21 protein-coding genes and 2 pseudogenes are annotated in these 25,013 nt (G+C 73.4%); 10 read left to right on the top strand and 13 right to left on the bottom strand.

From position 1 onward, the window contains the following. Positions 1 to 38 precede the first annotated feature (38 nt). Together ACWDCZ_RS22525 and ACWDCZ_RS22520 are read right to left on the bottom strand one after the other, a co-directional pair. Positions 39 to 734 carry a response regulator gene (locus ACWDCZ_RS22525; RefSeq protein ID WP_449816796.1) on the bottom strand — a complete coding sequence of 232 codons (696 nt, stop codon included), beginning with the start codon at positions 732 to 734 and terminating at the stop codon, positions 39 to 41. After that, positions 731 to 1,975, bottom strand: a complete 1,245-nt coding sequence (locus ACWDCZ_RS22520; RefSeq protein ID WP_449816795.1) for a sensor histidine kinase — start codon at positions 1,973 to 1,975, stop codon at positions 731 to 733. The genes ACWDCZ_RS22525 and ACWDCZ_RS22520 overlap by 4 nt, the downstream gene beginning before the upstream one ends. 209 nt (positions 1,976 to 2,184) lie before the next feature. Here ACWDCZ_RS22520 and ACWDCZ_RS22515 point away from each other — a divergent pair, with 209 nt between their 5' ends. Beyond that, the gene (locus tag ACWDCZ_RS22515) at positions 2,185 to 2,952 is read left to right on the top strand and encodes an ABC transporter ATP-binding protein (RefSeq protein WP_449816794.1); all 768 of its coding nucleotides are present in this window, start codon (positions 2,185 to 2,187) and stop codon (positions 2,950 to 2,952) included. Beyond that, positions 2,949 to 5,327, top strand: coding sequence for an FtsX-like permease family protein (locus tag ACWDCZ_RS22510; protein WP_449816793.1), 2,379 nt, complete (start codon positions 2,949 to 2,951; stop codon positions 5,325 to 5,327). The genes ACWDCZ_RS22515 and ACWDCZ_RS22510 overlap by 4 nt, the downstream gene beginning before the upstream one ends. Positions 5,328 to 5,417: 90 nt before the next feature. On the opposite strand, the gene ACWDCZ_RS22505 is transcribed toward ACWDCZ_RS22510, so the two are convergent. The 5 genes from ACWDCZ_RS22505 to ACWDCZ_RS22485 form a co-directional block, all read right to left on the bottom strand. Further along, entirely contained in the window at positions 5,418 to 5,918 is a 501-nt protein-coding gene (locus ACWDCZ_RS22505) for a histidine kinase (protein WP_380780228.1), read from the bottom strand. Between the two features lie 81 nt (positions 5,919 to 5,999). Beyond that, positions 6,000 to 6,464: a DUF6193 family natural product biosynthesis protein gene (locus ACWDCZ_RS22500; protein WP_449816792.1), complete on the bottom strand. Its 465-nt coding sequence runs from the start codon at positions 6,462 to 6,464 to the stop codon at positions 6,000 to 6,002. A 157-nt stretch (positions 6,465 to 6,621) separates the two neighbouring features. Beyond that, positions 6,622 to 7,659, bottom strand: a complete 1,038-nt coding sequence (locus tag ACWDCZ_RS22495) for a JmjC domain-containing protein (RefSeq protein WP_416875550.1) — start codon at positions 7,657 to 7,659, stop codon at positions 6,622 to 6,624. Between the two features lie 66 nt (positions 7,660 to 7,725). Continuing rightward, on the bottom strand, positions 7,726 to 8,772 hold the full coding sequence (locus ACWDCZ_RS22490) for a cytochrome P450 (protein ID WP_449816791.1): 1,047 nt from the start codon (positions 8,770 to 8,772) through the stop codon (positions 7,726 to 7,728). 539 nt (positions 8,773 to 9,311) lie between these two features. Continuing rightward, positions 9,312 to 11,591: a M9 family metallopeptidase gene (locus ACWDCZ_RS22485; RefSeq protein ID WP_449816790.1), complete on the bottom strand. Its 2,280-nt coding sequence runs from the start codon at positions 11,589 to 11,591 to the stop codon at positions 9,312 to 9,314. Positions 11,592 to 11,990: 399 nt separating this feature from the next. Here ACWDCZ_RS22485 and ACWDCZ_RS22480 point away from each other — a divergent pair, with 399 nt between their 5' ends. After that, the gene (locus ACWDCZ_RS22480) at positions 11,991 to 12,593 is read left to right on the top strand and encodes a superoxide dismutase (protein WP_049649981.1); all 603 of its coding nucleotides are present in this window, start codon (positions 11,991 to 11,993) and stop codon (positions 12,591 to 12,593) included. Between the two features lie 266 nt (positions 12,594 to 12,859). Next, the gene (locus tag ACWDCZ_RS22475) at positions 12,860 to 13,888 is read left to right on the top strand and encodes a glycosyltransferase family 2 protein (RefSeq protein ID WP_449816789.1); all 1,029 of its coding nucleotides are present in this window, start codon (positions 12,860 to 12,862) and stop codon (positions 13,886 to 13,888) included. A gap of 50 nt (positions 13,889 to 13,938) precedes the next feature. Here ACWDCZ_RS22475 and ACWDCZ_RS22470 read toward each other — a convergent pair whose 3' ends face one another. Then, positions 13,939 to 15,414 carry an aminotransferase-like domain-containing protein gene (locus ACWDCZ_RS22470; protein WP_449816788.1) on the bottom strand — a complete coding sequence of 492 codons (1,476 nt, stop codon included), beginning with the start codon at positions 15,412 to 15,414 and terminating at the stop codon, positions 13,939 to 13,941. Between ACWDCZ_RS22470 and ACWDCZ_RS22465 the strand changes: the two are divergent. The 3 genes and pseudogenes from ACWDCZ_RS22465 to ACWDCZ_RS22455 all read left to right on the top strand — a co-directional run bounded on the left by ACWDCZ_RS22465 (position 15,413) and on the right by ACWDCZ_RS22455 (position 18,733). Continuing rightward, positions 15,413 to 16,794: pseudogene (locus ACWDCZ_RS22465) on the top strand (Tm-1-like ATP-binding domain-containing protein). The gene ACWDCZ_RS22470 and the pseudogene ACWDCZ_RS22465 sit on opposite strands and share 2 nt — an antisense overlap. A 53-nt stretch (positions 16,795 to 16,847) precedes the next feature. After that, positions 16,848 to 17,672, top strand: coding sequence for a phosphoenolpyruvate hydrolase family protein (locus ACWDCZ_RS22460; RefSeq protein ID WP_074002548.1), 825 nt, complete (start codon positions 16,848 to 16,850; stop codon positions 17,670 to 17,672). 239 nt (positions 17,673 to 17,911) lie between these two features. Continuing rightward, positions 17,912 to 18,733, top strand: coding sequence for a phosphotransferase (locus ACWDCZ_RS22455; protein ID WP_449816787.1), 822 nt, complete (start codon positions 17,912 to 17,914; stop codon positions 18,731 to 18,733). A 266-nt stretch (positions 18,734 to 18,999) separates the two neighbouring features. Here ACWDCZ_RS22455 and ACWDCZ_RS22450 read toward each other — a convergent pair whose 3' ends face one another. The 3 genes and pseudogenes from ACWDCZ_RS22450 to ACWDCZ_RS22440 form a co-directional block, all read right to left on the bottom strand. Continuing rightward, entirely contained in the window at positions 19,000 to 19,449 is a 450-nt protein-coding gene (locus ACWDCZ_RS22450; protein ID WP_449816800.1) for a hypothetical protein, read from the bottom strand. 102 nt (positions 19,450 to 19,551) lie between these two features. Next, positions 19,552 to 19,836 (bottom strand): annotated as a pseudogene (locus ACWDCZ_RS22445) (hypothetical protein); the annotation flags it as partial. A gap of 263 nt (positions 19,837 to 20,099) precedes the next feature. Then, entirely contained in the window at positions 20,100 to 20,270 is a 171-nt protein-coding gene (locus tag ACWDCZ_RS22440) for a hypothetical protein (protein ID WP_449816786.1), read from the bottom strand. Between the two features lie 367 nt (positions 20,271 to 20,637). Here ACWDCZ_RS22440 and ACWDCZ_RS22435 point away from each other — a divergent pair, with 367 nt between their 5' ends. Genes ACWDCZ_RS22435 through ACWDCZ_RS22425 form a run of 3 tightly spaced genes read left to right on the top strand, consistent with a single transcriptional unit; the run spans position 20,638 to position 22,631 of the window. After that, on the top strand, positions 20,638 to 21,432 hold the full coding sequence (locus tag ACWDCZ_RS22435; RefSeq protein WP_449816785.1) for a helix-turn-helix domain-containing protein: 795 nt from the start codon (positions 20,638 to 20,640) through the stop codon (positions 21,430 to 21,432). A gap of 14 nt (positions 21,433 to 21,446) precedes the next feature. Then, positions 21,447 to 22,016, top strand: a complete 570-nt coding sequence (cyaB, locus tag ACWDCZ_RS22430) for a class IV adenylate cyclase (protein WP_449813602.1) — start codon at positions 21,447 to 21,449, stop codon at positions 22,014 to 22,016. A 33-nt stretch (positions 22,017 to 22,049) separates the two neighbouring features. Beyond that, on the top strand, positions 22,050 to 22,631 hold the full coding sequence (locus ACWDCZ_RS22425) for an HD domain-containing protein (RefSeq protein ID WP_049649992.1): 582 nt from the start codon (positions 22,050 to 22,052) through the stop codon (positions 22,629 to 22,631). A 73-nt stretch (positions 22,632 to 22,704) separates the two neighbouring features. Here ACWDCZ_RS22425 and ACWDCZ_RS22420 read toward each other — a convergent pair whose 3' ends face one another. Together ACWDCZ_RS22420 and meaB are read right to left on the bottom strand one after the other, a co-directional pair. After that, on the bottom strand, positions 22,705 to 23,787 hold the full coding sequence (locus tag ACWDCZ_RS22420) for a hypothetical protein (protein ID WP_449816784.1): 1,083 nt from the start codon (positions 23,785 to 23,787) through the stop codon (positions 22,705 to 22,707). A gap of 236 nt (positions 23,788 to 24,023) precedes the next feature. After that, positions 24,024 to 25,010 carry a methylmalonyl Co-A mutase-associated GTPase MeaB gene (gene meaB / locus ACWDCZ_RS22415; protein WP_049649993.1) on the bottom strand — a complete coding sequence of 329 codons (987 nt, stop codon included), beginning with the start codon at positions 25,008 to 25,010 and terminating at the stop codon, positions 24,024 to 24,026. Positions 25,011 to 25,013: the final 3 nt, after the last annotated feature.

Below are 25,013 nucleotides of genomic sequence, written 5' to 3'. Positions count from 1 at the left end.
CGGGAGCCCGGGGTGTCGACCCCGGGCTCCCGCCGCCGCTACCGGGCGGCCTCCGCGGACCCCACGCTGACCAGCCCGGTCTCGTACGCCGCGACCACCACCTGGGCCCGGTCCCGCAGGCCCAGCTTGCCGAGGATCCGGGCCACGTGCGTCTTCACCGTCGCCTCGGACAGCCCCAGCCGGGCGGCGAGTTCGGCGTTGCTGAGGCCGCGGGCGAGCAGCGCCATCACCTCCAGCTCGCGCGGGGTGAGCGTGCCCAGCTCCCGGTGCGGGGCGACGGCGGCGGCGCCCGGGTCGTCCGGGCGGGCGAAGCGCTCGACCAGGCGGCGGGTGATCGCCGGGGCGAGCAGCGCGTCCCCGGTGCGGACCAGCCGGACGGCGGCCGCCAGGTGCTCCGGGGTGACGTCCTTCAGCAGGAAGCCGCTGGCCCCGGCGGCCATCGCCGCGTAGACGTAGTGGTCGAGGTCGAAGGTGGTCAGCATGATGATCCGCGGCGGCTGCCGCGCCCCGTCCGCCAGGATCCGGCGGGCGGCCTCCAGCCCGTCCAGGCCGGGCATCCGGATGTCCAGCAGCACCACGTCCGGCCTGGTGCGCCGGACGGCGGCGACGGCCTGTTCGCCGTCCTCGGCCTCGGCCACCACGTCGATGCCCTCCGACTCCAGGATCAGCCGGAACCCGGTGCGGACCAGGTCCTGGTCGTCGGCGACCACCACCCGCAGCGGCTGCTCGTTCATGAACTCTCCAGGGGGACAAGGGCCTTGACGCGGTAGCCGCCGCGCGGCCGGGGGCCGGTGTGCAGGGTGCCGCCGTAGACGGCGAGGCGTTCGCGCAGGCCGAGCAGGCCGCGTCCGTTGCCGGTGGCGGCGGCGCCGGTGGGGCGGCCGCCGGTGTCGGTGACCTCGACCAGCAGGCGGTCGGGGGCGTACTCGACGGTCACCGCGGCGTCGGCGCCGGACGCGTGCTTGACGGTGTTGGTGAGCGCCTCCTGGACCACCCGGTAGGCGGCCAGCTCGACCCCGGGCGGGACGGGCCGGCGCTCGCCGCGGACGGTCAGCTCGACCGGCAGCCCGGCCTGCCGGACGCCGTGGACCAGCGCCTCCAGGCGGCCGAGGCCCGGCTGCGGGCTGAGGTCGGCCTCGGCGGCCGGGTCGCCGGCGCTCTCCGAGTCGATGGTCAACAGGCCCATCACGTGCCGCAGTTCGGTCATCGCCGCGCGCCCGCCGGACTCCACCGCGGCCATCGCCTCGCGGGCCTTGTCCGGGGCGGTGTCCAGGATCTTGCGGGCCGCCCCGGCCTGGATCGTCATCATGCTCACGTTGTGGGTGACGACGTCGTGCAACTCCCGGGCGATCCGGGCCCGTTCGAGCTCCACCGCGCGCTCCAGCGCGGCCAGCTGCCCGCGCTCCAGGGCGGAGAGCCGCTCCCGCCCCTCGTCCACCCGGCGGCGCCACATCCGCAGTTCGTAGGCGACCGCGAACACCGGCACCAGGACCAGGACGGCCATCACCCCGTTGGGGAAGTGCGGCAGTTTGGCCGCGGCGAAGAGCACCACGAGGGCGGCGGTCGCGGCCGGCAGGCTCAGCAGCAGGGCCGTCGCACGGCGCCCGTACGCGGCGGCGCTGTACGCGGCGACGATCACCGCCACGCCCGCCGCGTACGCGATGTCCTCCGACTCGTGCCGGACCAGCAGCGCGGCGGGCAGTACCACCCAGAGGACCGCCAGCGGGTGGCGCCGGCGCAGCACCAGCGGCAGCGGGACGAGCGGCACCAGCAGCAGCAACAGGCTGTGCCGGTCCGGATGGCCGGGGTTCTGCGCGATGGTCGCGTAGCGCCCGCCGGTGAGCGCGAGGAAGAGGGCCAGGGCCAGGTCGAAGGCCAGGCCGCGCCGGGTCGGCCGGGGCGGCGGAGGCATGCCCGGGCCGCCGGCCAGCCGGACCGCCGCGCGCAGCCGCCGCACCGTCGGATGGTTGATCACCGGGACATTGTGGGGGCCGCGGGCGCCGGGGGACAGCCCCGCGGGTGGCGGGCGGCGGGTACACCCGGCGACTACGTCGGAAGGATGACGCCGCGCCCGGGTCCGCCGGACGCGGTAGCGATGGTGCGGCGGACGGCTGACGCGGGCGCGGGCCGCCCGTTCGTACCTTCGTCCTCGTCACCAGGCGGGCAACGACGAGGAGCGGGGACATGAGCGGCGATCCGGTGATCGAACTGAACGGGGTGAGCCGTCACTACGAGGGCGCCCGGGCGGCCCTGGACGGGGTCACGCTGAGCGTGCGGGCGGGGGAGTCGGTGGCCGTGCTCGGCCCGTCCGGCAGCGGGAAGTCCACCCTGCTGAACCTGGTCGCCGGGCTGGACCGGCCGAGCGCCGGGACGGTCACCGTGGCCGGGGTGCGGGTGGACCGGCTGGGCGAGGCGGCCTCGGCCCGCTACCGGCGCGGCACGATCGGCATGGTGTTCCAGTTCTTCAACCTGCTGGACGACCTCACCGTGGCCGACAACGTGGTGCTGGCCGGCGAACTGGCCGGCGTCCCGCGTGCCGAGGCCCGGCGCCGGGCCGCCGAACTGCTGGAGAGCCTCGGCATCGACCGGCACGCCCGCGCCCACCCGGGCCGGCTCTCCGGAGGTGAGCGCCAACGCGTCGCGGTGGCACGGGCGTTGATGAACCGGCCGACACTGCTGCTGGCGGACGAGCCGACCGGGGCGCTGGACTCGGCCTCGGGCGAGGACGTCAAGGAGCTGTTCCGGGAACTGCACGAGGACGGGCAGACCGTCCTGCTCGTCACCCACGACCTGACCCTGGCCGAGGACTGCGCCACCCGCACCGTGCGGATGCGGGACGGCCGGGTCGAGGCGGACTCGGGTCCGGGGTCGACTTCGGGGCCGGACGTGGCTTCGGCCGCGGCCGCGGCTTCGACTTCGGGTACGGCTCCGGGCCCGGCGGTGACGGCATGAGCGCGCTCGGCAGGGTCGTCCGGGCCGGTGTGCGCAGGCGCCGGGCGCAGTCCGTCGCGGTCGGGCTGGCCGCCCTGGTGGCCACCACCTGCTCCGTCCTCGGCGGCTCGCTGCTGGTCGCCTCCCAGGACCCCTTCGACCAGGCCTTCGACCACCAGCGCGGCGCCCACCTCACCGCGCGCTTCGACGGCGCCCGGGCGAGCGCCGACCAGTTCGCCGCCACCGCGCACGCCCCCGGGGTGGCGGCCGCCGCCGGGCCGTACCGCACCGTCACCGTCGACCCCGAGCCGGGCCCCGGCCTGGGCGTGCCGCCCGGGGTGACGATGGGGCCGATGACCGTCGCCGGGCGTGGCTCGGCCGCCGTCGGCGTCGACAACGTCACTCTGGTCCAAGGGAGTTGGCCGCAGCAGCCGGGCGAGGTGGTGGTCGACGCCGGATACCACGACCAGCCGAGGGGGCTAGGCGGCAGCCTGCGGGTGCCCGGCCTGCCGGGGGCGCCGACCCTCAAGGTCGTCGGCCTCGCCCGCTCCGTCAGCCGTACCGCCGACGCCTGGGTGACCCCGGAGACCGTCGCCGCCCTCACCGCGCCCGGCAGCACCCCCGGCTACCAGATGCTCTACCGCTTCACCGACGCCGGCAGCGCCGACGCCATGGCCGCCGACCGGGCCGCCGTCACCGCCGCCGCCCCCGCCGGGGCGCTCACCGGCGCCCAGTCCTGGCTCACCGCCAAACAGGGATCGGACCGCAACACCGCGCTGTTCCTGCCCTTCATGGTGGCCTTCGGCCTGCTCGGCATGGCGATGTCCGTGCTGGTCGCGGGCAATGTGGTGGCCGGCGCGGTCGGCACCGCCACCCGGCGGATCGGCGTACTCAAGGCGCTCGGCTGCACCCCCGCCCAGGTGGTGCGGGCGTACGTCGCCCAGGCGCTGGTCCCGGCCGCCGTCGGCACCCTGCTCGGGGTCGTCGTGGGCAACGCGCTGACCGTCCCGGTGCTCGCCACCACCGGCTCGCTGTACGGCACCGACACCTCCGGCCTCGCCCCCTGGGTGGACGTCGCGGTGGCCGGCGGCACCCTGGCCGCCGTCGCGCTGGTCGCCTGGGCCGCAGCCGCCCGGGCCGGCCGGCTGCGCACGGTGGACGCGCTCGCCGTCGGCCGGACCGCGGGCGGCACCCGGCGGGACGTCCTGGCCGCCCGCGCCGCCGCACTGGCCGCCCGGCTGCCGCTGCCCCGGCCGCTCAGCCTCGGCCTCGCCCAGCCCTTCGCCCGCCCGGCCCGCGCGGCCGGAATGCTCGCGGCGGTGCTGTTCGGCACGGCGGCGGCCGTCTTCGCGGTGGGCATGGGCGGGACGATGAGCTGGGTGCAGGAGGCGAAGACCCGCGACGCGGGGGACGTCGCGGTGCACCCGGTCCGGCCGGACGGCCCGCCCGGAACGGCGCCGGCCAGTCCCGTCCCGGCCGACCGGGCCGTGGTCACCGCCGCGCTGGACGCCCAGCCGGGCACCGCCGGGTACCTCGGCAACGGCACCGAGGACGTCACCGTCCCCGGGGTGGCCGGCGCCACCACGGTGACCGCCTTCGACGGCGACTCCTCCCGGGCGGGCTACAAGATGGTCAGCGGCCGCTGGTACCGGGGCCCGGGCGAGGCCGTCGCCCCGTCCACCTTCCTGACCGAGGCCTCCGTCAACCTCGGAGACCAGGTGACCTTCACGACCCACGGCCGGGCCGTCACCGTCCGGATCGTCGGCGAGGTCTTCGACCCGCACGTGCAGACCAACGAACTGCTCACCGACGCCGGCAGCTACCCGCCCGGAACGGCCCCGACCCCCGACTTCTGGTTCGTCAAGCTGAAGCCGGGCACCGACCGCGCCGGTTACGCCGCCGCCCTCACCGCCGCGCTCGCCCCGGCACACATGACCGCCGACACCGGCGGGCCGCACGGCTCCAGCGGCTCGATCGCCGCCCTGAACTCGCTCACCGCCACGCTCACCCTGCTGCTGCTCGTGGTCGCCGGGCTCGGGGTGTTCAACACCGTCGTCCTGGAGATCCGCGAGCGCACCCGGGACACCGGCGTCGCCAAGGCGCTCGGCATGACCCCGGCCCAGACCGTGGGCGTCGTCCTCGCCTCGGTCCTGCTGGTCGGCGCCGTCGGCGGCGCGCTCGGCCTGCCGGTGGGGCTGCTGCTGCACGGCCTGACGGTGCCCGCGATGGGCCGCAGCGCCGGGCTGAACTTCCCGCCCGCCGCGCTGGACGTCTTCGGCACCCCGGCGCTGGTCCTGCTCGGCCTCGGCGGCGTGCCGATCGCCCTGCTCGGCGCGCTGCTCCCGGCCGTACGGGCGGCGCGGGCGCGCACCGTGGACGCGCTGCGGGCGGAGTGACGGCGGGGGCCGTACGGAACCGGACGCCCGGTCCCGAACGGCCCCCGCGGCTCAGGAGGCCCCCGCGCGGCTCAGAAGGCCCCGTGCCACTCAGGAGGCCCCCGCGTCGTCCGCCTTCTGCTCGGCCGCCCGGACCCGCTCGGCGAACTCGCGCGCGTCGATCCGCTCGACCGAGGCCCCGTGCCGGGCGGCCAGCTCGTCCGCCGGGGCGGGCGAGGACTCCCGGAGCTCCACGGCGAGCAGCGCCCCGCCGTCCGGCACCCGGGGCGAGAGCATGATCAGCCCGGCGCCGCCCTCGCTCGCCTGGTGCTCCTCGGCCGCGTTGCCGAGCGCCGCGCCGGCCGCGAAGCCCAGCAGCACGCCGACCGGCCCGCCGAGCAGCCCGATCAGGCCGCCCAGCACACCCGAGCCGACGGTCGCCACCCCCGCGCCCCGGGTGAAGGTGTCCGCGACCTCCAGCAGCCCGTCGGCGCTGCGCTCCATCGCCGCCACCATCCGCAGGCCCGGCAGGTGCTGCGCCTCGTCGAAGGCCGGGCGCCAGGCGGCGGCCTCGGGGAAGGTCAGCAGGACGACGTTGTGCTGGTCGCTCATCGCGCTCCGATCGGGCCGGGGCCGGAGGTGGCCGGGCTTCCATCGTGACCCCCGGTGCGGGGCGCTGCCACCCCGGCGGCCTCAGCGCGGTTCGTCCGCCGGGTGGTTGAACACCGGCCCGAGGTCCGGCGGGAGGTGGTCGACGAGCAGGGCGACGGCCTCCTCCGGGGTGGCGGGCGTGCCGAGCACCCCGGCGCCGCCCTGGCCGCGGACCTGGTAGCCGCCGCCGTCCAGCGGCACGGCGAACGGCACGCCCGCGGCGGTCCACGGGGCCAAGGTCGACAGGCTGAAGTGCAGGTCGTGGTGGCTGGTCCAGGGGAAGAGCCGGCCCAGTCGGGGCTCGGCGCGGGCGGCCTTCAGCAGCCGCACCAGGCCGTCGTGGCAGCTGCCGGGGCCGTGCCCGATGTCCTGCTGGAGCCATTCCCAGGACAGGACGATCCCTTCCCAGCGGGCCTCCACCGCGGCCTCGGGACCGATCGCGCGGGCGGCGGCGACGTCCGGCAGGACGGGCTTGGGCAGGACGTCCCTCTGATCATCTGATCGCATGGTGAGCAGTTTGCCCCAGTGCTGCCCGGAACGGAGAGGGTCGTCGAGTCGGGGTGGCTTCGCTGGTCGAACGTCGGTCAGTCCGAGGCATCCTGTCGGTCGATCAGATCATCGAGGCGGATTCCTTGCGCCGGGCTGTCGCTGCCGTCGCCGCAGGCTACCCGGCCGCGCCGCGCAGGCGGCGCCAGGTGCGGCCGACGGAGGCGAGCCCGGAGCGGCCGTCGGCGGGGGTGGCGGACTCCCAGGTGCGGGCGGCCTCGGTGAGGGTTTCCGCGGGTTCGGCCGGGGCTGCCGGGGCGTGGGGGGTGCCGGTCCGGGCGGCGCGGGCGGCGCGCAGGAGGTCCTCCGGTCCGAGCGCGTCGAGCCTCGTCCGGGCGTGGGCGAGCAGGGCGGCGCAGGCGTCGGTGATCGCGGGCTCGCCGAGCGGGCGGGCGGGCAGGCCGAGGCCTTCGGCCAACTGCCCTTCCAGGGCGGTGCGCAGGTCCTGGACGGAGAGGTCGCGGACGGTCAGCGACAGGTGGGCGGACAGGCCCCCGGCGCCGACCGCCCGGTGGGCGAAGCCGCGCGGGATGTAGAGCACGCCGCCGGGTTCCAGGACGCCGTGCAGGCGCAGCGGGGAGCGCTCGTCCTCGGGGAGTTCGCCGAGCCGCCAGTCCGCCGTCGTCGGCGCGTCGTGGACGTACCAGGTCTTGCGTCCGGCGGCCTGGAGGACGAACACGTCGGCGTCGTCGCGGTGCACGGCGAGGCCCTGGGCGCCGGCCGGGGTGACGAAGAAGAAGGCCTCCACCCGCCGGTCGAGTTCCTCGGAGAGCCGCGCCACCAGTTCGCCGGTCGGGCGGTGCCACTGGTCGACGCAGCGCAGCAGCAGGGTCGCCCCGCGGCGCAGCTGGGCGAGCACCTTCGCGCGGTCCGCGAAGCCGTGGTGCGCCGTGCCGTTGACGGTGCGCGAGGTGGTGAAGGCCTCCGGCGGGATGGTCACCTTGTCGGAGCGGACCATCTCCAGGTAGGGCGTGCGCAGCAGCCCGCCGTCGAAGGCGGCGTCGAGTTCGTCGAGGTCGAACGGCGAGGCGGGCGCGGCGGGCGAGGCGGGCGCCTCCGGGGCCTTCCGGGGGAAGAGCGCGGGCTCGCGCTGCCACTGGCGGCCGGTGAAGCCGTCGACGTCGCCGACCCAGTCGGCCAGTGTGGGCGATTCCATGGTGTGTCCCGTGGTGTCAGGGGTCTTCCGGGGCGGCGGGGGTGTTCCGGAGGCGGCGCCGGGGCGTCAGGCCCGGACCCGCGCCTCGAACCGTACGGCGAGCAGCGAGCGCAGCGGCACCTGCGCGTCCTGCCGCGGGCTGTGGACGACCAGCCGGTTGTCCAGGGCCGCGGTCAGCAGCTGCTCGGCCAGCGGCACGATCAGGTGCTTGGCCCAGCAGCGGGCGCCGTCGAAGCCGAAGGGCATGAACCCGGGTGTCTTCTCCGGGTCCGCGACGCCGTCCCAGCGCTCGGGGCGGAAGTCCAGCGGGTCGGACCAGTAGTCGGGGTGGCGGTGCATCAGCAGCGGGAAGAGCGCGACGTCGTCCTCGGGCCGGATCTCGGGGTGGAGTTCGGTGTAGGCCGCGCCGCCGTTGCGGTAGAGCATCCAGGCGGGCGGGAGCAGGCGCAGGGTCTCCCAGAGGACGTCGGTGAGCTTGGCGCGGTGCTCCGGCAGGTCCCGTTCCGGACCCATGAGCCACAGGGCGTTGCCGGCCAGGGCGGCCACGCCGTCGCAGAGGGTGGCCGTCGCCCGCCGGTACATCGCGATGGCCTGCTTGCGTTCCAGCGTCTCGTCGGCGCCGCGGATCAGTCCGGCCAGTTCGGTGCCCCCGTCCTGGTCGGCGGAGCCGGGCCAGGCGGTGACGGCGCGGTCGACGAGCCGGGAGAGGGTGTCGGAGCGGGTGATGCCGCGCTTCGACAGCAGGGAGACCGGCAGCGGGTCGTCGGAGAACAGCCAGCGGCGCAGGTAGGAGGTGCCCGCGTAGGGCCAGGAGCCGGCCATGCCGCGCGCCGGGGGCGGCGGCTTGCGGATGCCCGCCATGGCGTCCTGCCCCAGTGCGCGGATGGTGCGCGTCGCGCTGTCGTGGGGGATGTCGGAGCCGGCGGCGGGCTTGTAGACCGATCGCTCGGTGGAAAGGACGGGGCGGGCCGCGACGATTTCGGCCATCAGCCGGGAGTCCGAGACGCCGACCTTCGACGGGTCGATCCGGAACACCTTCTCGTCCCTGGCCAGCAGCTCCTGAATCCTCGGGGCGAACACGAGGGAACGGCTGCGCGCGGTTGCCGTCGCCATTTCTTCCACGGGAATCCGGCCTCCAATGCGCAATGGCAGGTCAGTGTGTTCGGCGTGGCGCGCGGAGGAATCCCGGACGCGCCGTGGCGCCGGCGGGGGCACGGCCGACCCGGCCCCCGCCAGCGGCTGGACACGTTAGATAACGTGCAGCACCCACGCGTGGTTCGCGAGGTCGTCGTTCTTCTTGAACTTCTTGACGAGCGCCTTGACCATCTTCATGACTAACTCTCCATTCCGGGGATTGGCGGGTGTGGCGAGAATGCCGCACCCGAGCCGTCAGAGATATTCGGCATTCCGTTGCCGGAGGCCGAACCGGTTGATCTGTTCATGGACACTAACCGAAACTTCGCCGCCCGGACACCCCCTCGGCAGAGGAATATGCGATCTCTTACGGGCCGTTGACGGCCTATTCGATGGCCGAATCGTTATAACCCCTGGATATCCCCGGGCGGGGGGGTCGGAACGGGAAAGCGAAAGGGCCCCGCGAAGTCGCGGGGCCCTGCTGCCTGCGGCAGTCGGTCGGTCGTGGGGCGTCGGTGTCAGTTGTAGGTCGTGGTGACGGTGACGCCGCCGAAGCCCTGCTGGGCGTAGAGGCTGAAGAAGACGTAGCCGGTCGGCGGGTTGGTGATGGTCAGGGTCTCACCGTTGCCGCCGGTGGCGGACTTGGCCGTGGAGGATCCGGTGGTGGCCCAGGAGCCGGCGTTGTAGTAGAGGTCGGCGTTGCCGGTGCCCCCGCTGGTGGTGATGGTCAGCTGCTTCACGCCGGCCGGCAGGTTCAGGAAGCTGTAGCTGTAGTTCCCGGTGGTGGCGGCGACGTTGTCGCGGCGGCAGTTCTTGTCGTACTGCCGGGCGTCGGTGGCGGTGCAGAGCGGGGCCTTGGGCTGCTCGGTGGTGGGCAGCGAGCCGCAGTTGTCGGCGGCGCAGGCCTTGAGCCAGGTGGCGAAGTCGGCGTCGTACGTGGTGCCGATGGTGGTCTTCAGCAGCGTGCGGGCGCCGTTCCAGTCACCGGCGCGGTACTTGGCGAGCAGCGCGTCGACGTCCTGCGGGTGCGACTGGAGCATGTAGCGGACGGCCAGGTAGCCCCAGTTGTAGATCCGGGTGGAGTCCGCGTTGTCGTAGGTGGTGTCGAACAGGGTGCTCAGCGCGTAGGTGCCCTTGCCGGCCTGGGCGACCGCGTCGTCGTAGTGGGCGCCGCGGTAGCTGTAGGAGACGTACTCGGCGAGGCCCTCGACCCACCAGATGGTCGGGGTGGTCATGCCGGCCTCGAAGTCGCCGTACATGTCGTAGCGGCCGTCGAGGTAGTGGGTGTACTCGTGGTTGAGGTTCCAGATCTGGAACTGGGGGCGCAGCCAGGAGGCCTCGTGGGCGATGAAGCGGGCCTGGTTGCCGACCGTGGCCGGGTTGCCCTCCTCGTACATGCCGCCGTTGTCGACGTCGATCTTGTACATCTCCCAGGCGTACAGGCTGTAGTTGTAGTAGTCGTCGAAGACGACGACCTCGAGGTTGGTGTTGTTGTCGTTCGGGACCGGGCCGTTGTCCTTGACCACCTTGTGGAAGAACGCGTCCTGGTTGACCAGGCTGGTGCAGGTGTCGGCGAGCTGCTGCGCGGTCATGTCCTGGGCGCGGATGCGCAGGTTGGCGTTGCAGGTGTGGTCGACGGTGAGCACCAGCGGCACGAGCTTGGCCGGGACGTCACAGGTGCCGTAGTAGGAGCAGTTGCCGGCGTCCTTCTTCTCCGTGAACCAGAGCAGGTTCATGGTGAGCGGACCGGTGTTGCCGACCAGCGGGTAGCGGTTGATCAGGTCCTTGACGATCGGCCGGCCCTGGGCGCGCAGCGCGTCGTTGGCGACCAGGTTGCCGAGCTGGATGCCGATCTTGGTGACGGTGTCGCCGCCGTTGAGCTGGCCGCTGTTGCGGGTGACGAAGGACGACACGGTGGTCGCGAAGGCCGGGTCGGCCTGGAGGGCGGAGACGAACTCCGGCAGGTCGAAGCCGCGCTCGATGACGGTCTCGGTGTTGGCCACGGCGGTGGCCATCGTGGCGGGCCAGCTGCCGGTGTAGTCGTTCAGCAGCCGCTTGACGACGCCGGTGTAGCGGGCGTTCTCCTGGGCGCTGTCGATCAGGGTGACGGCCTCGGCGAGGGTGGCACCGTTGGCGTCGGTGGCGTCCTTGCTGTGCGGGGCGGCGTAGAAGGCGTCCAGCGCACCGCGGATGGCGGTCTGGAGGCCGGTGCCGTACGGGCCCACGACGTCCTTGTTGTACCACTGCACGTAGTAGCCGGCCCGCAGGAAGAGCACCAGCTGCCCGGCGGAGGTGGAGTTGTCGCCGGGGTAGGTGGCGGCGGTGTCGCGCAGGGCGTTGGCGACGGTGACCATCTGGGCCTCGTTGAAGGCGCCCTTGGCGTCGTTGCCGGTCAGCGTGAACAGGGTGTTGACGCAGTCGAGCCCGGCCCCCTTGACCTGCTGGACCAGCGCGGCACCGGACTTGCCGGTGAAGGCGGAGACGTCGCAGGCGGCGGCGGTGAGCGCCCGTGCCGACCTGGCGGCGCCGACGGTGCTGCCCGCCGTCGGGGCGGTGGCCTTGGCCTGCGGGTCCGAGACCAGCGGACGGGCGTCCTTGGGGGTGTCGGGGGACTTGGGCACCGGGATCGTGCGCGGTGCGGCGGTCTGGCCGGCCGAGGTGGCGGGCTGACCGGCCGGGGCGGCCGCGGGGGCGGCGGCCTGCGCCGCGGGTGCGAACAGGCCGAGCGAGAGGAGGAGGGCGGTGCCGAGCGCAGGGAGTCTGCGCGCGCCGTCCTTCGCTATCGAGGAGGGACGCATCTGTGGGGGCCTCCGGGGCCGTTGAGGGTGGGGGTGGCCGCGCTGCGTGGGGCGCACGGGCCTTGCTGTGTGACATGTAAAATGGCACAACGGCGAACACGGAGGGAAGCCCCGGGAACGGATTGCCGGTCTACGAGACCGAAACGTTGCCGGAGGGGCGCCGGTGCGGCGGAGTGACGGGCCGCCGGGGTGACGGGGCGTACGGGCCGGGCAGGTCGGCCGGGTCGGGCGGGCGGGGCGAGTCGGCTGGGCCGGACGGGTGGTCAGCGGCGGTCATTGTGCCCGACGGGACGTGCGGGAATAAGCAGGAGCCCATGCTTCGTTCTTGCAACTGATACGCAATAGTGTTGTCCCGGCACGATCACCACCGTTCAACCCGCCGAAAGGGGCCGTGTCCTGATGGGCACCTACACGCTTCCCGACCTGCCGTACGACTACTCCGCGCTGGAGCGGGCGATGTCGGCCGAGATCCTGGAGCTGCACCACTCCAAGCACCACGCCGCGTACGTCAAGGGCGCCAACGACACCCTGGACCAGCTGGCCGAGGCCCGCGACAAGGAGCAGTTCGGCGGCCTGGTCGGCCTGCAGAAGACCTTCGCGTTCCACCTGTCGGGCCACGTGCTGCACTCGCTGTTCTGGCAGAACCTCTCGCCCGAGGGCGGCGACCGCCCCGAGGGCGAGCTGGCCGACGCCATCACCGAGCACTTCGGCAGCTTCGACGCCTTCAAGAAGCAGCTCACCACCGCCACCACCGGCGTGCAGGGCTCCGGCTGGGGCATCCTGTCCTGGGAGCCGCTCGGCCAGCGCCTGATCGTCGAGCAGGTCTACGACCACCACGGCAACGTCGGCCAGGGCACCACCCCGCTGCTGGCCTTCGACGCCTGGGAGCACGCCTACTACCTGCAGTACCGCAACGTCCGCCCGGACTACGTCACCCGCCTGTGGGACGTCGTCAACTGGCAGGACGTCTCGGACCGCTTCGCGGCCGTCAAGAGCGCCTGACCCGGTTCGGGTGACGGAGGGCCCCGGACCGGTCGGGCGGTCCGGGGCCCTCCCCTTGCGCCCCAAGGGGCGTCCCGCGCGGGCGGGTTGACGCCGGGCGCGGCCGACGCCCCGGCGGACCGGTGATTGCACCGTTCCGCTCGCTCGATTCAACCCGGCGTTCGCCCGCGGGCCGCATACGGTCCGTATGCTCGGGCCACTGTCGGTGACCGGCGGTCGACGGCCGCCCGGCCCGTCCGCTCGTGTCCTGAGCGAAAGGCCGTGCGATGGCCCCGCGTCTCTCCCTCGTCGTCCCGATCTACAACGTCGAGCGCTACCTCGGGGAGTGCCTGGACTCGATCGCGGCCCAGACGTTCGAGGACTTCGAGTGCGTCCTGGTCGACGACGGCTCGACCGACGACGGCCCCGTCATCGCCGAGGAGTACACCGAGCGGGACGGGCGCTTCCGACTGGTCCGGCAGCGGAACCAGGGCCTCGGCGCCGCCCGCAACACCGGCTGGCGCCACCTCACCCCCGGCACCGAGTACCTGGCCTTCGTCGACAGCGACGACGTCGTGCCGCCGAACGCCTACCAGCTGATGATCAGCACCCTCGACGGGACCGGCTCCGACTTCGCCGCCGGCAACGCCCTGCGGCTGCGCACCACCGGCCTCAGCCCCTCGCACGCCCACCGCCGCCCGTTCCACGAGACCCGGCTGCGCACCCACATCGGCGAGACCCCCGCCCTCGTCACCGACCGCACCGCCTGGAACAAGGTCTACCGGCGCTCCTTCTTCGACGGCGCCGGCCTGACGTACCCCGAGGGCATCCTGTACGAGGACGCCCCGGTCAGCGTGCCCCACCACTTCCTCGCCGCACGCGTCGACGTGCTCGCCGACCCGGTCTACCACTGGCGGGTGCGCGAGGACGGCGACCTCTCCATCACCCAGAAGAAGACCGACCCGCGCGGTGTCGTCGACCGGGTCCGCTCGATGGAACTCGTCCGCGAATGGCTGCTCGCCCGTCCCGAACCCGCCTTCGCCGAGCACCTGCGCGCCTACGACCGCAACTGTCTGGTCGAGGAGATCCCGATGTTCTTCTGGACCGTCCCGGACGGCGACCGCGCCTACCGCGCCGCCTACCAGCAGCACGTCGCCCGGCTCCTCCAGGCCATCGGCCCAGAGGCCCAGGCGGGGCTCAGCCCCCAGCTCCGCCTCAAGTACCGGCTCACCCAGGCCGACTCCATGCCCGCCTTCGTCGCCGTCCAACGCGCCCACCGCCTCGCCCGCCGCACCCGCCAGGCCCTCCGCCGCTGAGCCGGGGGGCGTTGGTCGGGCGGGTCGGGCGGTTCAGCGGGTACGGCGGCTCAGCGGACCGGGCCGGCGCGGTCGGCGCTGTGCAGGAGGACGGGCAGGGCGGCGGCCAGCCGGTCGTACTGGTCGTGCGGGTCACGCTGGTCCTGCCGGGCGGCGAACGGCAGCCGCAGGCGGCTGCGGAAGCCGTCGACGGCGGAGAAGGCGGGCCCGGGCACCACCAGCACCCCGGCCCGGCGGGCCAGTTGGGCGGTGGCCTCGGCGTCGGTGCCGGGGAGCTCGACCCACAGCGCGGAGCCGCCGGCCGGCCGCTCCCAACGCCAGTGCGGCGCCTGCGCGGTGAGCAGCCGCTCGGCCGCGGCGAGGCGCTCGCGCAGCTGCGCGCGGCGCCGGGCCCGCGCCTCCGGCAGCCCCTGGAGCAGCTGCACCGCGAGCAGCTGCTCCACCACCGGGCAGGAGAGGTCGACGGACTTGCGGAGCTCGGCCAGGCGGTGGATGACCGGGCGGGAGGCGCGGATCCAGCCCAGCCGCAGGCCGCCCCAGTAGAGCTTGGAGAGGGTGCCGATGGTCGCGGCCGTGCCGTCCGGCAGCTGTGCGGCGAGCGGGGGCGGCGCGCCGTCCTCGGACAGGGACAGCTCCGCGTACGCGTTGTCCTCGACGGTGTACAGGCCGCGCTCGGCCAGGACGGCGGCCCAGGCCCGTCGGGTCGGCCCGCTCATGGCGCGCCCGGTCGGGTTGTGCACGGCCGGCTGGAGGTACACCAGGCGCGGGCGGATCCGGCCGGTCAGCCGGGCCAGGGCGGCGGGCCCGTCGTCGTGCACGTCGGTGGCGCGGGCCGCGCCGGAGCGGGAGCCGTACGCGGGCAGCGGTACCAGGCGTGCGCCCCGGGCGCGCAGCGCCTCCAGGGCGCCCCGGTAGGTCGGGTCCTCGACGACCACGGTGTCGCCCGGCTCGACCAGTCCCTGGGTGATCAGCCAGAGCGCCTGCTGGGACCCGGCCGTGACCAGGATCTGGTCCGGCGAGGTCGGCAGGCCGGCCGCGCGGTACTGCTCGGCCAGCAGCTCGCGCAGCCGCGGCAGCCCGTACGGGAGGTAGCCGTCACCGGCGAGTGCGGCGGCGAGGTCCCGGCCGGACAGCGAGTCGAGGGCGTCCGCCACGGCGGGCAGGCCCTCCAGCGCCCCGCTGGAGAGGTCGACGACGCCGTCCCGGGTGCCGAAACTGGCGAGCCGCCCCTCGCCGACGGGCTCGCCGACCGCCCCCGAGGCGCGCAGCCGCGAGCCGCTGCCGTGCCGGCTCTCCAACCGCCCCTCCGCCTCCAGCAGCCCGTACGCGGAGGTGACGGTGGAGCGGCTGACCCCGAGGGCCGAGGCCAGCGCCCGCTGCGAGGGCAGCGCGGTGCCGGGGGCCACGTCGCCGCGCTCGGCCAGTTCGCGCAGCGCGTCCGCGAGCAGCCGCGGCAGGGCCCCCGGGCCGTCGGCGGCCCAGCCGGTGAGCAGGCGCGACAGGCGGGTGGCGGGGATCCGGTCCATGCCGTCCATGATGCCCCGGTGGCCCCGGCCGCCATCCGGCCCGGTGACCGGCGCCGATGGCAGGCCACTTGCCCGCAAGTGGTCTTGGCCGCCGTCCCGGCCCCGCCGGATGATCGGGGAACCGTCCGTTCAAAGGAGCAGGGACATGGCGACCGTCGTACTGGTCGGGACACTGGACACCAAGGGCGCGGAGTACGCGTGGCTCGCCGAGCGGCTGCGGGAGGACGGCTGCGAGGTGGTCATGGTCGACGCCGGCGTGCTGCCGCCGCCCCCCGGCACGCCCGCCGCCGACCTCGGCCCGGAGGAGGTCGCCCGGGCCGCCGGGCACGACCTGGCGGCGCTGCGCTCCGCGGGCGACCGCGGGGCGGCCGTGACGGCGATGGCTCAGGGCGCCGAGCGGCTGGTCGGCGAGCTGTACCGGTCGGGCCGGCTGCACGCCGTCCTGGCGGTGGCGGGCAGCGGCGGGTCGTCCATCGCGGCCGCGCGATGCAGGCGCTGCCGGTCGGCGTGCCCAAGCTGCTGGTGTCCACCATGGCGGGCGGGGACGTGGCACCGTACGTGGGCAGCAGCGACGTCACCCTGATGTACAGCGTGGTGGATGTCGCGGGCATCAACTCGGTGTCCTCGCTGATCCTCGGGAACGCGGCGGCGGCCGCCGCGGGCATGGCCGTCCGGCACGAGCGGGTGCTGGCCGCCCCGCGTCCGCACGGCCGTCCGCTGGTCGGCGCCAGCATGTTCGGCGTGACCACGCCCGCGGTCGACGCCGCCCGCGAGCGCCTGGACGAACTCGGCTACGAGGTCCTGGTGTTCCACGCCACCGGGGCCGGCGGCCGGGCGCTGGAGAAGCTGGCCGCGGGCGGCTTCCTGGCCGGCGTCCTGGACCTGACCACCACCGAACTCGCGGACGAACTCGTCGGCGGCGTGCTCAGCGCCGGGCCCGACCGGCTGACCGCGGCCGGGCGGGCCGGCATCCCCCAGGTGGTCGCGCCGGGCGCGCTGGACATGGTCAACTTCGGCCCCCGGGAGACCGTCCCGGAGCGCTTCGCCGAGCGCCGGCTGCTGGTCCACAACCCCACCGTGACCCTGATGCGCACCACCGCCGAGGAGATGTCCGCCGTCGGCGCCGACCTCGGGCACAAGCTCAACGCGGCGCGCGGCCCGGTGACGGTGCTCTGGCCGCTCGGCGGGGTGTCCGCCGTGGACGCGCCGGGCGGGCCGTTCCACGACCCGGCCGCCGACCGGGCCGGCCTGGCGGCGCTGCGCTCGGCGCTGGCCGACGGCCCGGTCGAACTGCGCGAGCTGGACGCCCACCTGAACGACCCGGCCTTCGCCGTCGCGGCCGCCGACCGGTTGCACCAGCTGATCACCGCGCACGCCTGACCGTTGCCGTTACCCCCCCACCGAACGACACCCACCGAACGAGGAGCCCACCCGTGAACCGCACCGAAGCCCTGGCCCGCCTGACCGCGCAGATCACCGCAGGGAAGCCGGTCATCGGCGCCGGCGCCGGCACCGGCCTGTCCGCCAAGTGCGCGGAGGCCGGCGGCGTCGACCTGCTGATCATCTACAACTCGGGCCGCTACCGGATGGCCGGCCGCGGCTCGCTGGCGGGCCTGATGCCGTACGGCGACGCCAACGCCATCGTGCTGGAGATGGCGGGGGAGGTCCTGCCGGTGGTCCGCGAGGTGCCGGTGCTCGCCGGGGTGTGCGGCACCGACCCGTTCCGGATCATGGGCAACTTCCTGGACCAGCTGAAGGCCGTCGGCTTCACCGGGGTGCAGAACTTCCCCACGGTCGGACTGATCGACGGCACGTTCCGGGCGAACCTGGAGGAGACCGGGATGGGCTTCGGCCTGGAGGTCGACATGATCCGCCAGGCCCACGAGCGCGAACTGCTCACCGCCCCCTACGTGTTCGACCCGGAGCAGGCCGCCGACATGGCCCGGGCCGGCGCGGACGTGCTCGTCCCGCACGTCGGGCTCACCACCAAGGGCTCCATCGGCGCGGCCACCGCGCTCACCCTCGACCAGGCGGCGGCCGCCGTACAGGAGATGCACGACGCCGCGAAGCGGGTCAACCCGGAGATCATCGTGCTCTGCCACGGCGGCCCGATCGCCGAACCCGAGGACGCCCGCTACGTGCTGGAGCACACCACCGGGATCGCCGGGTTCTTCGGCGCCTCCTCGATGGAGCGGCTGCCCACCGAACGCGCCATCACGGAGCAGGCCCGCGCGTTCAAGTCCCTGCCGCTCGGCTGAGACCGACGGGCGGTGGCCGGACGGCGGCGTACCCGGGAACGGGAGCGCCGCCGCCCCGCCCTCCCGGCGGCGGGAGATCCCGGCGACAGGAAATCCCGGCGCCGGCGCGGTCCGCGTCCCGACGGACGACCGGTCGGTCGAGGACCTCGCCCAGGACGTCCTCCGGGCCGCCGCCTGGTAGCGGCGGAACCCCGCAAAACGGTTGGCAGGGTGCCGCCCGCCCCGGTGAGAATGGGCGGATGATCGCCGCCGCGCCCCAGGACCCCGTCCAGCCGCCACCCGTCGTCACCGAGCTCGCGGCCGGACGGCCGGTCCGGGCCGTCTGGGAGAACGAACTCGGCGGACTGACCTTCCAGCTCGGCCACGGCGACACCCGGCAGTTCGTGAAGTGGACGCCGGCCGGCAGCGGCAGCGACACCGGCACCGGCATCGACCTCGCGGCGGAGGCGGTCCGCCTGCGCTGGGCGGCGAGGTTCGCCGTGGTGCCACCGGTCATCGGCGAGGGCGCCGACGAAACCGGATCCTGGCTCGTCACCCAGGGCCTGCCCGGCCGGTCGGCCGTGGACGAGCACTGGAAGCGCGACCCCGCCACCGCCGTCCGCGCCATCGGCGCCGGCCTGCGGGCCCTCCACGACGCACTGCCCGTCGCGGACTGCCCCTTCGACTGGTCCGCCGAAACACGCCTGTCGAATGCCCGGGCCAAGGCGGAAGCGGGCCGCACCGACCCGGCCGACTGGCCGGAGGAACTGCGCCACCACGGCACCGTCGAACGCGCCCTGGCCACCCTCGCCGACATCCCCCCGATCGACCACCTCGTCGTCTGCCACGGCGACGCCTGCGCCCCCAACACCCTGATCGGCGACGACGGCACCCACACCGGCCACGTCGACCTCGGCACCCTCGGCCTCGCCGACCGCTGGGCCGACCTCGCCATCGCCACCTGGAGCACCCAGTGGAACTACGGCCCGGGCTGGGAGCAGCCGCTGCTCGACGCCTACGGCATCGCCCCCGACCCGGACCGGACCGCCTACTACCGGCTGCTCTGGGAACTGACGGACTGAGCCCCGCATCCGCCAGGAGGCGGTCGCTGCGATTCTCGAACAACCGGGGCCTGGCGAGATCCCGTACCGCATCCGCGCATGAGCGATAGGTGGTGGCCGTCCTCTCGGAGTGGCCGGACATGGTCGAGTTCCGGCTGACTGCCGTCCAGGCGGGCATCCGGCGCGTCCGGCTGCCACCGCAGCCGGACGCGCTCAACAGGCACCAACTGCTCCGGACCCCAGAGCCGAGGGGGCGCGCAGGGGTGTGCCCGGGAGCGGGTGCGGTCCTACCGCAAGGGCCACCCGTTCGCCGGGTCGTCGAGCCAGGCGGTGTGCCCCTCGGGCGTGACGGTCAAGCCGAACCGGTCCGGCCCGGGGCGGTCGTTGTCGAGCCACCAGCGGTGAGCGGCCTCGACCTCCTCCCAGAGCCGGCGCCGGCCGTGCTGCCACACCGTGTAGCGCTCGGTGTTCTCGCGGCCGTCCCAGTCGACGGCCGCCCAGGAGCCGCCGTCGGTCGTTGCCACCCAGAGGCGGGTCACCACGCCTTCGACCTCGGGTCCGTGGTGCCAGGCGTACCAGAGGTCGCCGAGGCGGTGGCCGAGGGCGAACTGGGTCTCGAAGGCGGAATCCGCGACAGCCCACGGGTCGAGGGCGGTCGTGGACTCGGTGGGCACGTGCTCGTCCAGGGCGACGTCCCGGAAGAGCCGGAGGTCGAGGCGCTGGGTACGCATCAGCATGAAGGCACTGTCAGGGGAGTAACGGCCGCTGGCGGTCCCGTCGTCGCCGACGGTGAGGCGGAGCAGGCCGCTGTGACTCCAGTCGTCGCACCACGGGGTGAGGATGACTCCGCCAGGCCGACTCTGGCGGATCCAAGCGTACGGAACCCGCCGTACCGAGCACGTGGCCACCACACGGTCGAATGGCGCTTGGACGCCCCATCCGAGACCTCCGTCACCCCGGACGTCACCCAGCCGGTGGGACAGGAGAGCTGCGTTGAACCCGGTGCCCGTGCCGATTTCGAGGATTCTCATCCCCGGTTCGACGTCCAGGAGTTCGAGCATCCGGAAGACGATCGACGGGGCGGAAGCCGAGGAGGACGGAAGGGCGTCGGACGGGTCCTTCACCTCCTGCCCGTCGTTGATCTGCGTCACGACCGGCTCGTCCGCGTAGGCGGCGGCCAACCACCGGTCGGGCTCGCGTCCACGGTCGCACGGCGTGAGGGAGCCGCCGTCGGGCCCCAGCCAAATGCGGTCAGGGAGAAAACGGTGGCGCGGGGTCGCTTCGGCCGCCTTGCGCCACTCCGGGGCCACGTCGTGGCCGAGCTGGCGGGAAACAGCCTGCAGCAGGCCGGTCGTTCCGGCCTGCCGCAGACTCTTCTGGCTGGTGGTCACTTCTTGTCGTCGTCCTTGCCGTGCTTGCTGGTGGACTTTCCCGACTGGTGATCCTGGTTCTGCGGCGTCGTGTTGAAGTCCTTCTTGCCGGCGTGCTTGCCCTGACCGCCGTCGTTGGCGCCGCTGCCGCCGCCGGAGCTTCCGCCCTTGCCGAGGCCCCATCCCATGGGAATCTCCTACCTGGTCGTGATGGTCGTCGTGGAGTTGCGGCCGGTCGGCCCGCTCACCGGCATGTCCGGCCCGGGGCCGGGAGGCGCCGGCGGCCTCGGGGGTTTGGGCTGTGGGGTGGTCATGTGTCCGCTCCTGTCGTTCGCCGCGTCCGCATGTCATGGCCGTTCTGGGACTGCCGAGTTCGATCCGGTTCGCCCTCGTCCGCACTGTCGGCCGCGCATCCAGAATCGCGTCACCGAGCGCAGTCGGCGATATCCAGACGGTAATCTCACGGTGGAATGGATCGATTGACGAGGGGTTCGCCTCACGGGCACTGCGCTCGAACCGATCAGGCTGGCCGACCTTGCCTGGCAGAACGAGCAGGTGCGGTGCGCGCTGCGGGACCGCGATGTCGCCGCGCTGTTCCGCTATGTGCAGCACCACAGCGGCGCGAGTCAGGCCCGGTTGGCGGTTCAGGTGGGTATGACGCAAGGCCGGGTGAACGAGATCCTCAACGGCCGTCGGCTGGTGACGAAGCTGAACGTCTTCGAGCGGATCGCCGACGGGCTCAACCTTCCCGACGATGCGCGGCGGCTACTCGGGCTGGCACCACGGTCGACCTGCCGACGGACGTCCGGATCCGCCTTTGATCTGGCGGCGTTTCCCGAGATCGTCCGTGTGTACGGCGACCAGGAATCGGCCTCCGCCGAGATCCAGTGTGCGGCGGGATCGGCAGCCGAACTGGACGTCCTGGCCGTGCGTGGCCTTGGTCTCCTCGCCCTGCGCGATTCTCTGTTGCGTCAGCACCTGCGCCGCGATGGCGGCCCCGCCCCCCGTCTGCGGGTGTTGCTCCTTGATCCGGAGTCGCCGGCTGCCGAGTTCCGTGCCGCCGAGATCGGAGAATCCACGGCTTCGCTGGCCGGAGGTATCCGACTGGCGGAGGCCCGGCTGCGGGAGCTGTCCGACTACGGACAGGTCGAGGTCTACCGGTACCGCACGATGCCTGTGTGGCGGATCATCCGGCTGGACCGCACCCTGTTCGTCGGAGCCTTCGACGCGGATTGGGAAGGGCACGAGTCGGCAACCTATAAGGTGCTGCCCACTCCGCACGGCCCCTTGTACCGGGGCTGGTGCCGGCAGTTCGATGCCATGGTGGACAGTGCCGAGCGTGTGATCTGAGGGAAGGCAGAGGGATGGCGATCGAAGCGGAGCTCAAGGCGATCGTGCGGGACCCGGAGGGCGTGCTCAAGCAGCTGGAGGAGCGGTACGGTTCCGGCCGGGCCGAGGTCTACCGGGACACGTACTATGACGCGCCGGACGGCAGTCTGATGGGCGCTGACCGGGAGCTGCGGATCCGTACCGTGCACAGCCGGGACGACACGCGCACCGTGCTGACGTACAAGGACGCTCGGGTGGACGAGGCGTCCGGGTCGAAGCCGGAGGCCGAGACCAGGGTCGCGGATGCCGACGCGATGCACGAGATCGTCCGGGGCCTCGGCTTCACCCCGCGAATCGCGTTCGAGAAGCGGTGCCGCAACTACAGCTTCCAGCAGGACGGGTGGCCTGTGCTGGCCACGCTCGTTCGCGTTCCGGAACTGGATGGCGCGACGTTCATCGAGGTGGAGACATCGGTTGCCACGGCGGCCGAGCTCACCCCCGCCCTCTCCCTGGTCCGTGCCGTACTCGGAGAACTCGGCATCGGCGAGGACGACTTGACCACCGAGTTGTACACCGATGCGGTTGCGGCGGCGCGGCCCGCTTGACCTCGGTCGTGGCGTGTGTGAGAGGAGTCGGCAGTGACGGACGATCTGGGCTCGGTGGCGAGGTTCCTGTTCGAAGCCGGGACGCTCAAGCAGACCAAGCGCACGGGCTGGTGGATGGCCGGTGTCCGTGACCCCGAGTCGGTCGCCGAGCACTCCTGGCGGGCCGCGTTGATCGCCTCGGTCATCGCCAGGCTCGAAGGCGCCGATCCGGCGCAGGCCGCGTTCCTGGCGGTCTGGCACGACTCCCAGGAATCGCGCACCGGGGACGTCAACCACCTGGGCAAGAAGTACGCGCCGAGTGCGGATCCGGTGGCGGTGACGGCCGACCAAGTCGGGGGAATGCCGGACGTCCTGGCCTCGACCATCAGGGACCTCGTCGCGGAGTACGAGGCGAAGGAGTCGTTGGAGGCGGTCTGCGCCCGGGACGCGGACAAGCTGGAATGCCTGATCCAGGGCGTCGAGTACAAGGCGCAGGGCTACGCGAACGCGCAGCGGTGGATCGACAACAGCCGCGGCCGGCTCACCACGAAGACCGCGAACGACCTCGCCGATGCCGTCCTGGCGACCGATTCCCTCGACTGGCTGCGGGCCGCTCTCGGCGAGAAGCCGATGTGACGCGGTCAGCGGCGGGCTCCCTCCGGCCAGATCACCCCGACCGGGACGCCTTCATGATGCGGAGGCTCATGGCTCACGCGGCCTTCTGCCGCGCGACCTCGCGGGTGCGCTCCCGGAGTCGGCGTACCGTGCCGTTGGCGGCGTGGGCCGGGAGGGCGGTGTTCAGTGCGCGGAAGTGCTCGTCGCCGCGGACGGAGCTGAGCGTGACGTAGTCGTCCAGGAAGGTGTCCCAGGTGGCGCAGGCGGCTTCGACGTGGCCGAGTTCCATCTGCCGCCGGGCGAGCAGGCCGTTGCCGTGCACGCGGCCCTGCTTCTCGTTGGCGGGGCGGGCCCGATTGGAGAGCTGGAGCTCCTTGACCGCCCCCGGGAGGTCGCCGAGTTCGTACAGCACGTGCGAGACGTGGAAGTGGTACGCGGTCTGGTCGTAGCCGCCGATGGAGTCGTTGCGGCCGTCGGCCTGGGCCAGCGCCGTCTCGGTCTCGGCGAGGCGTGCGAAGGCCTGGCGCCGGTCCTTCACCATGGCGGCGCCGTGCGCCTGTTGGCCGGCGAGGAAGGCCCGCAGGCGGGGGCCGGAGGCCGGAGCGGACTCGGCGGCCGAGTCGGCGAGTTCGAGGGCTTTTGGACCGTAGCCGAGGTTGGACGCCTGGAGTGCCATGCCACGCAGGGTGCGGCAGTACGTCACGTGGTCCTGGGCCTCCCGCGCGAGCCTGAGGGCCTGGACGTAGTACTTCTGGCCGAGGCCGTGGGCGGTCTCGTACATCGCCATCCAGCCGGTGAGGTAGGTGAGATCGGCGGCGGCCGCCAGCAGGTCGGCCTTCACCTGGGTCGTGCCGGACGCCTGGAGCCAGGGCCCGACCGAGTTGACCAGGAACGCCGCAGCCATCGGGCGGGCATGGGCGGCACCGAGCTCGTCGAGGATGCCGGCGATCCGGTCGGTCACCGTCCGTACGGTCTGGACCTCGCCGTCGCCGACACGCACGGTTCGGCCCGCGGCGGCACGGGTGATCCGCTCGGGGCTCTCGTCGAACTCCGGCAGTGTCAGGGTCAGTGAGTAGAGACCGGCGGTCAGTACGCCACGGCGTGAGGGGTCCATGTCGGACCTGCCGATCGACCGTGCGGCGAGCTCGGGGTTCGGTGTGCGCGGTCGAGGGGTCATCGCGGTCCCGTCCTCTGTGCGACCGGTTCAACGGCTGCGTCAGCATCTCCGGTTCTCCACGTCGGTGTACCCGAGTTGACTCATTGTCAGCCGTTCGGGCGACGGAAGAGGGCCAGAACGGGCCTGGCATGGCGTGGAGTTGTCGAGCTGCGACCGGATGGGATTCCCAGGAGAACCCGAGAAGCGCCGTGCCCCACGCGGGGGTGGGGCACGGCGCTCGGTCTGCGAGACCCGGGTCAGGCGAAGAAGGCGTCCAGGATCTGCTGGGCCGCCAGCCCTGCCGGGAGGGTGCCGGCGCGGACCTGGGTTTCCAACTCGGGGGTCAGGCGCCGTACTTCGGGGTTCTCGTGGAGGCGGGCGTAGAGCTGGTCGTGGACCATGGACCAGGTCCACTCGACCTGCTGGTCGCGGCGCTTCGCCGCCAGCGCGCCCGTGGCGTCCAGCACCTTGCGGTGCTGCTGCAGCCGCTCCCACAGGACGTCCAGGCCCGCGCCGTCGAGGCCGCTGCAGGTGAGCACCGGCGGCGTCCAGGCGGCGTCCGGGGCCTGCAACAGCCTTAGCGCGCCCGCGAGTTCGCGGGCTGCCGCCTTGGCGTCGCGTTCGTGCGGGCCGTCGGCCTTGTTGACGGCGATGACGTCCGCCAGCTCCAGGACGCCCTTCTTGATGCCCTGGAGCTGGTCGCCGGTCCGCGCCAGGCTGAGCAGCAGGAAGGTGTCGACCATCCCGGCCACCGTCGTCTCGGACTGGCCGACGCCGACCGTTTCGATGAGGACGACGTCGTACCCCGCCGCCTCCATGACCACCATGGACTCACGGGTGGCCTTGGCGACTCCGCCGAGCGTCCCCGAGGTCGGGGACGGCCGGACGAAGGCGGCAGGGTCGACGGCGAGCCGCTCCATCCGGGTCTTGTCGCCCAGGATGGAGCCGCCCGTCCGGCTGGAGGTCGGGTCGACGGCGAGCACCGCGACCCGGTGGCCCTGGCCGGTCAGCATCGTCCCGAAGGCGTCGATGAAGGTCGACTTGCCGACGCCGGGCACGCCCGTGATGCCCACCCGGACCGCGCCGCCCGCGTGCGGCAGCAGCCGTTGGAGCAGCTGCTGCGCGAGTGCGCGGTGGTCGGGTCGGGAGGACTCGACGAGGGTGACGGCGCGCGCGATCCAGGCGCGCGAGCCGTCGAGTACGCCCGTCACATAGCTGTCGAGGTCGATCGTCCGCGGAGGCATGCG

It is taken from the genome of Kitasatospora sp. NPDC001225, from assembly GCF_053597855.1.
The sequence above is the reverse complement of the archived record's forward strand: the minus strand, read 5'-3'. Positions and strand labels throughout refer to the sequence as shown.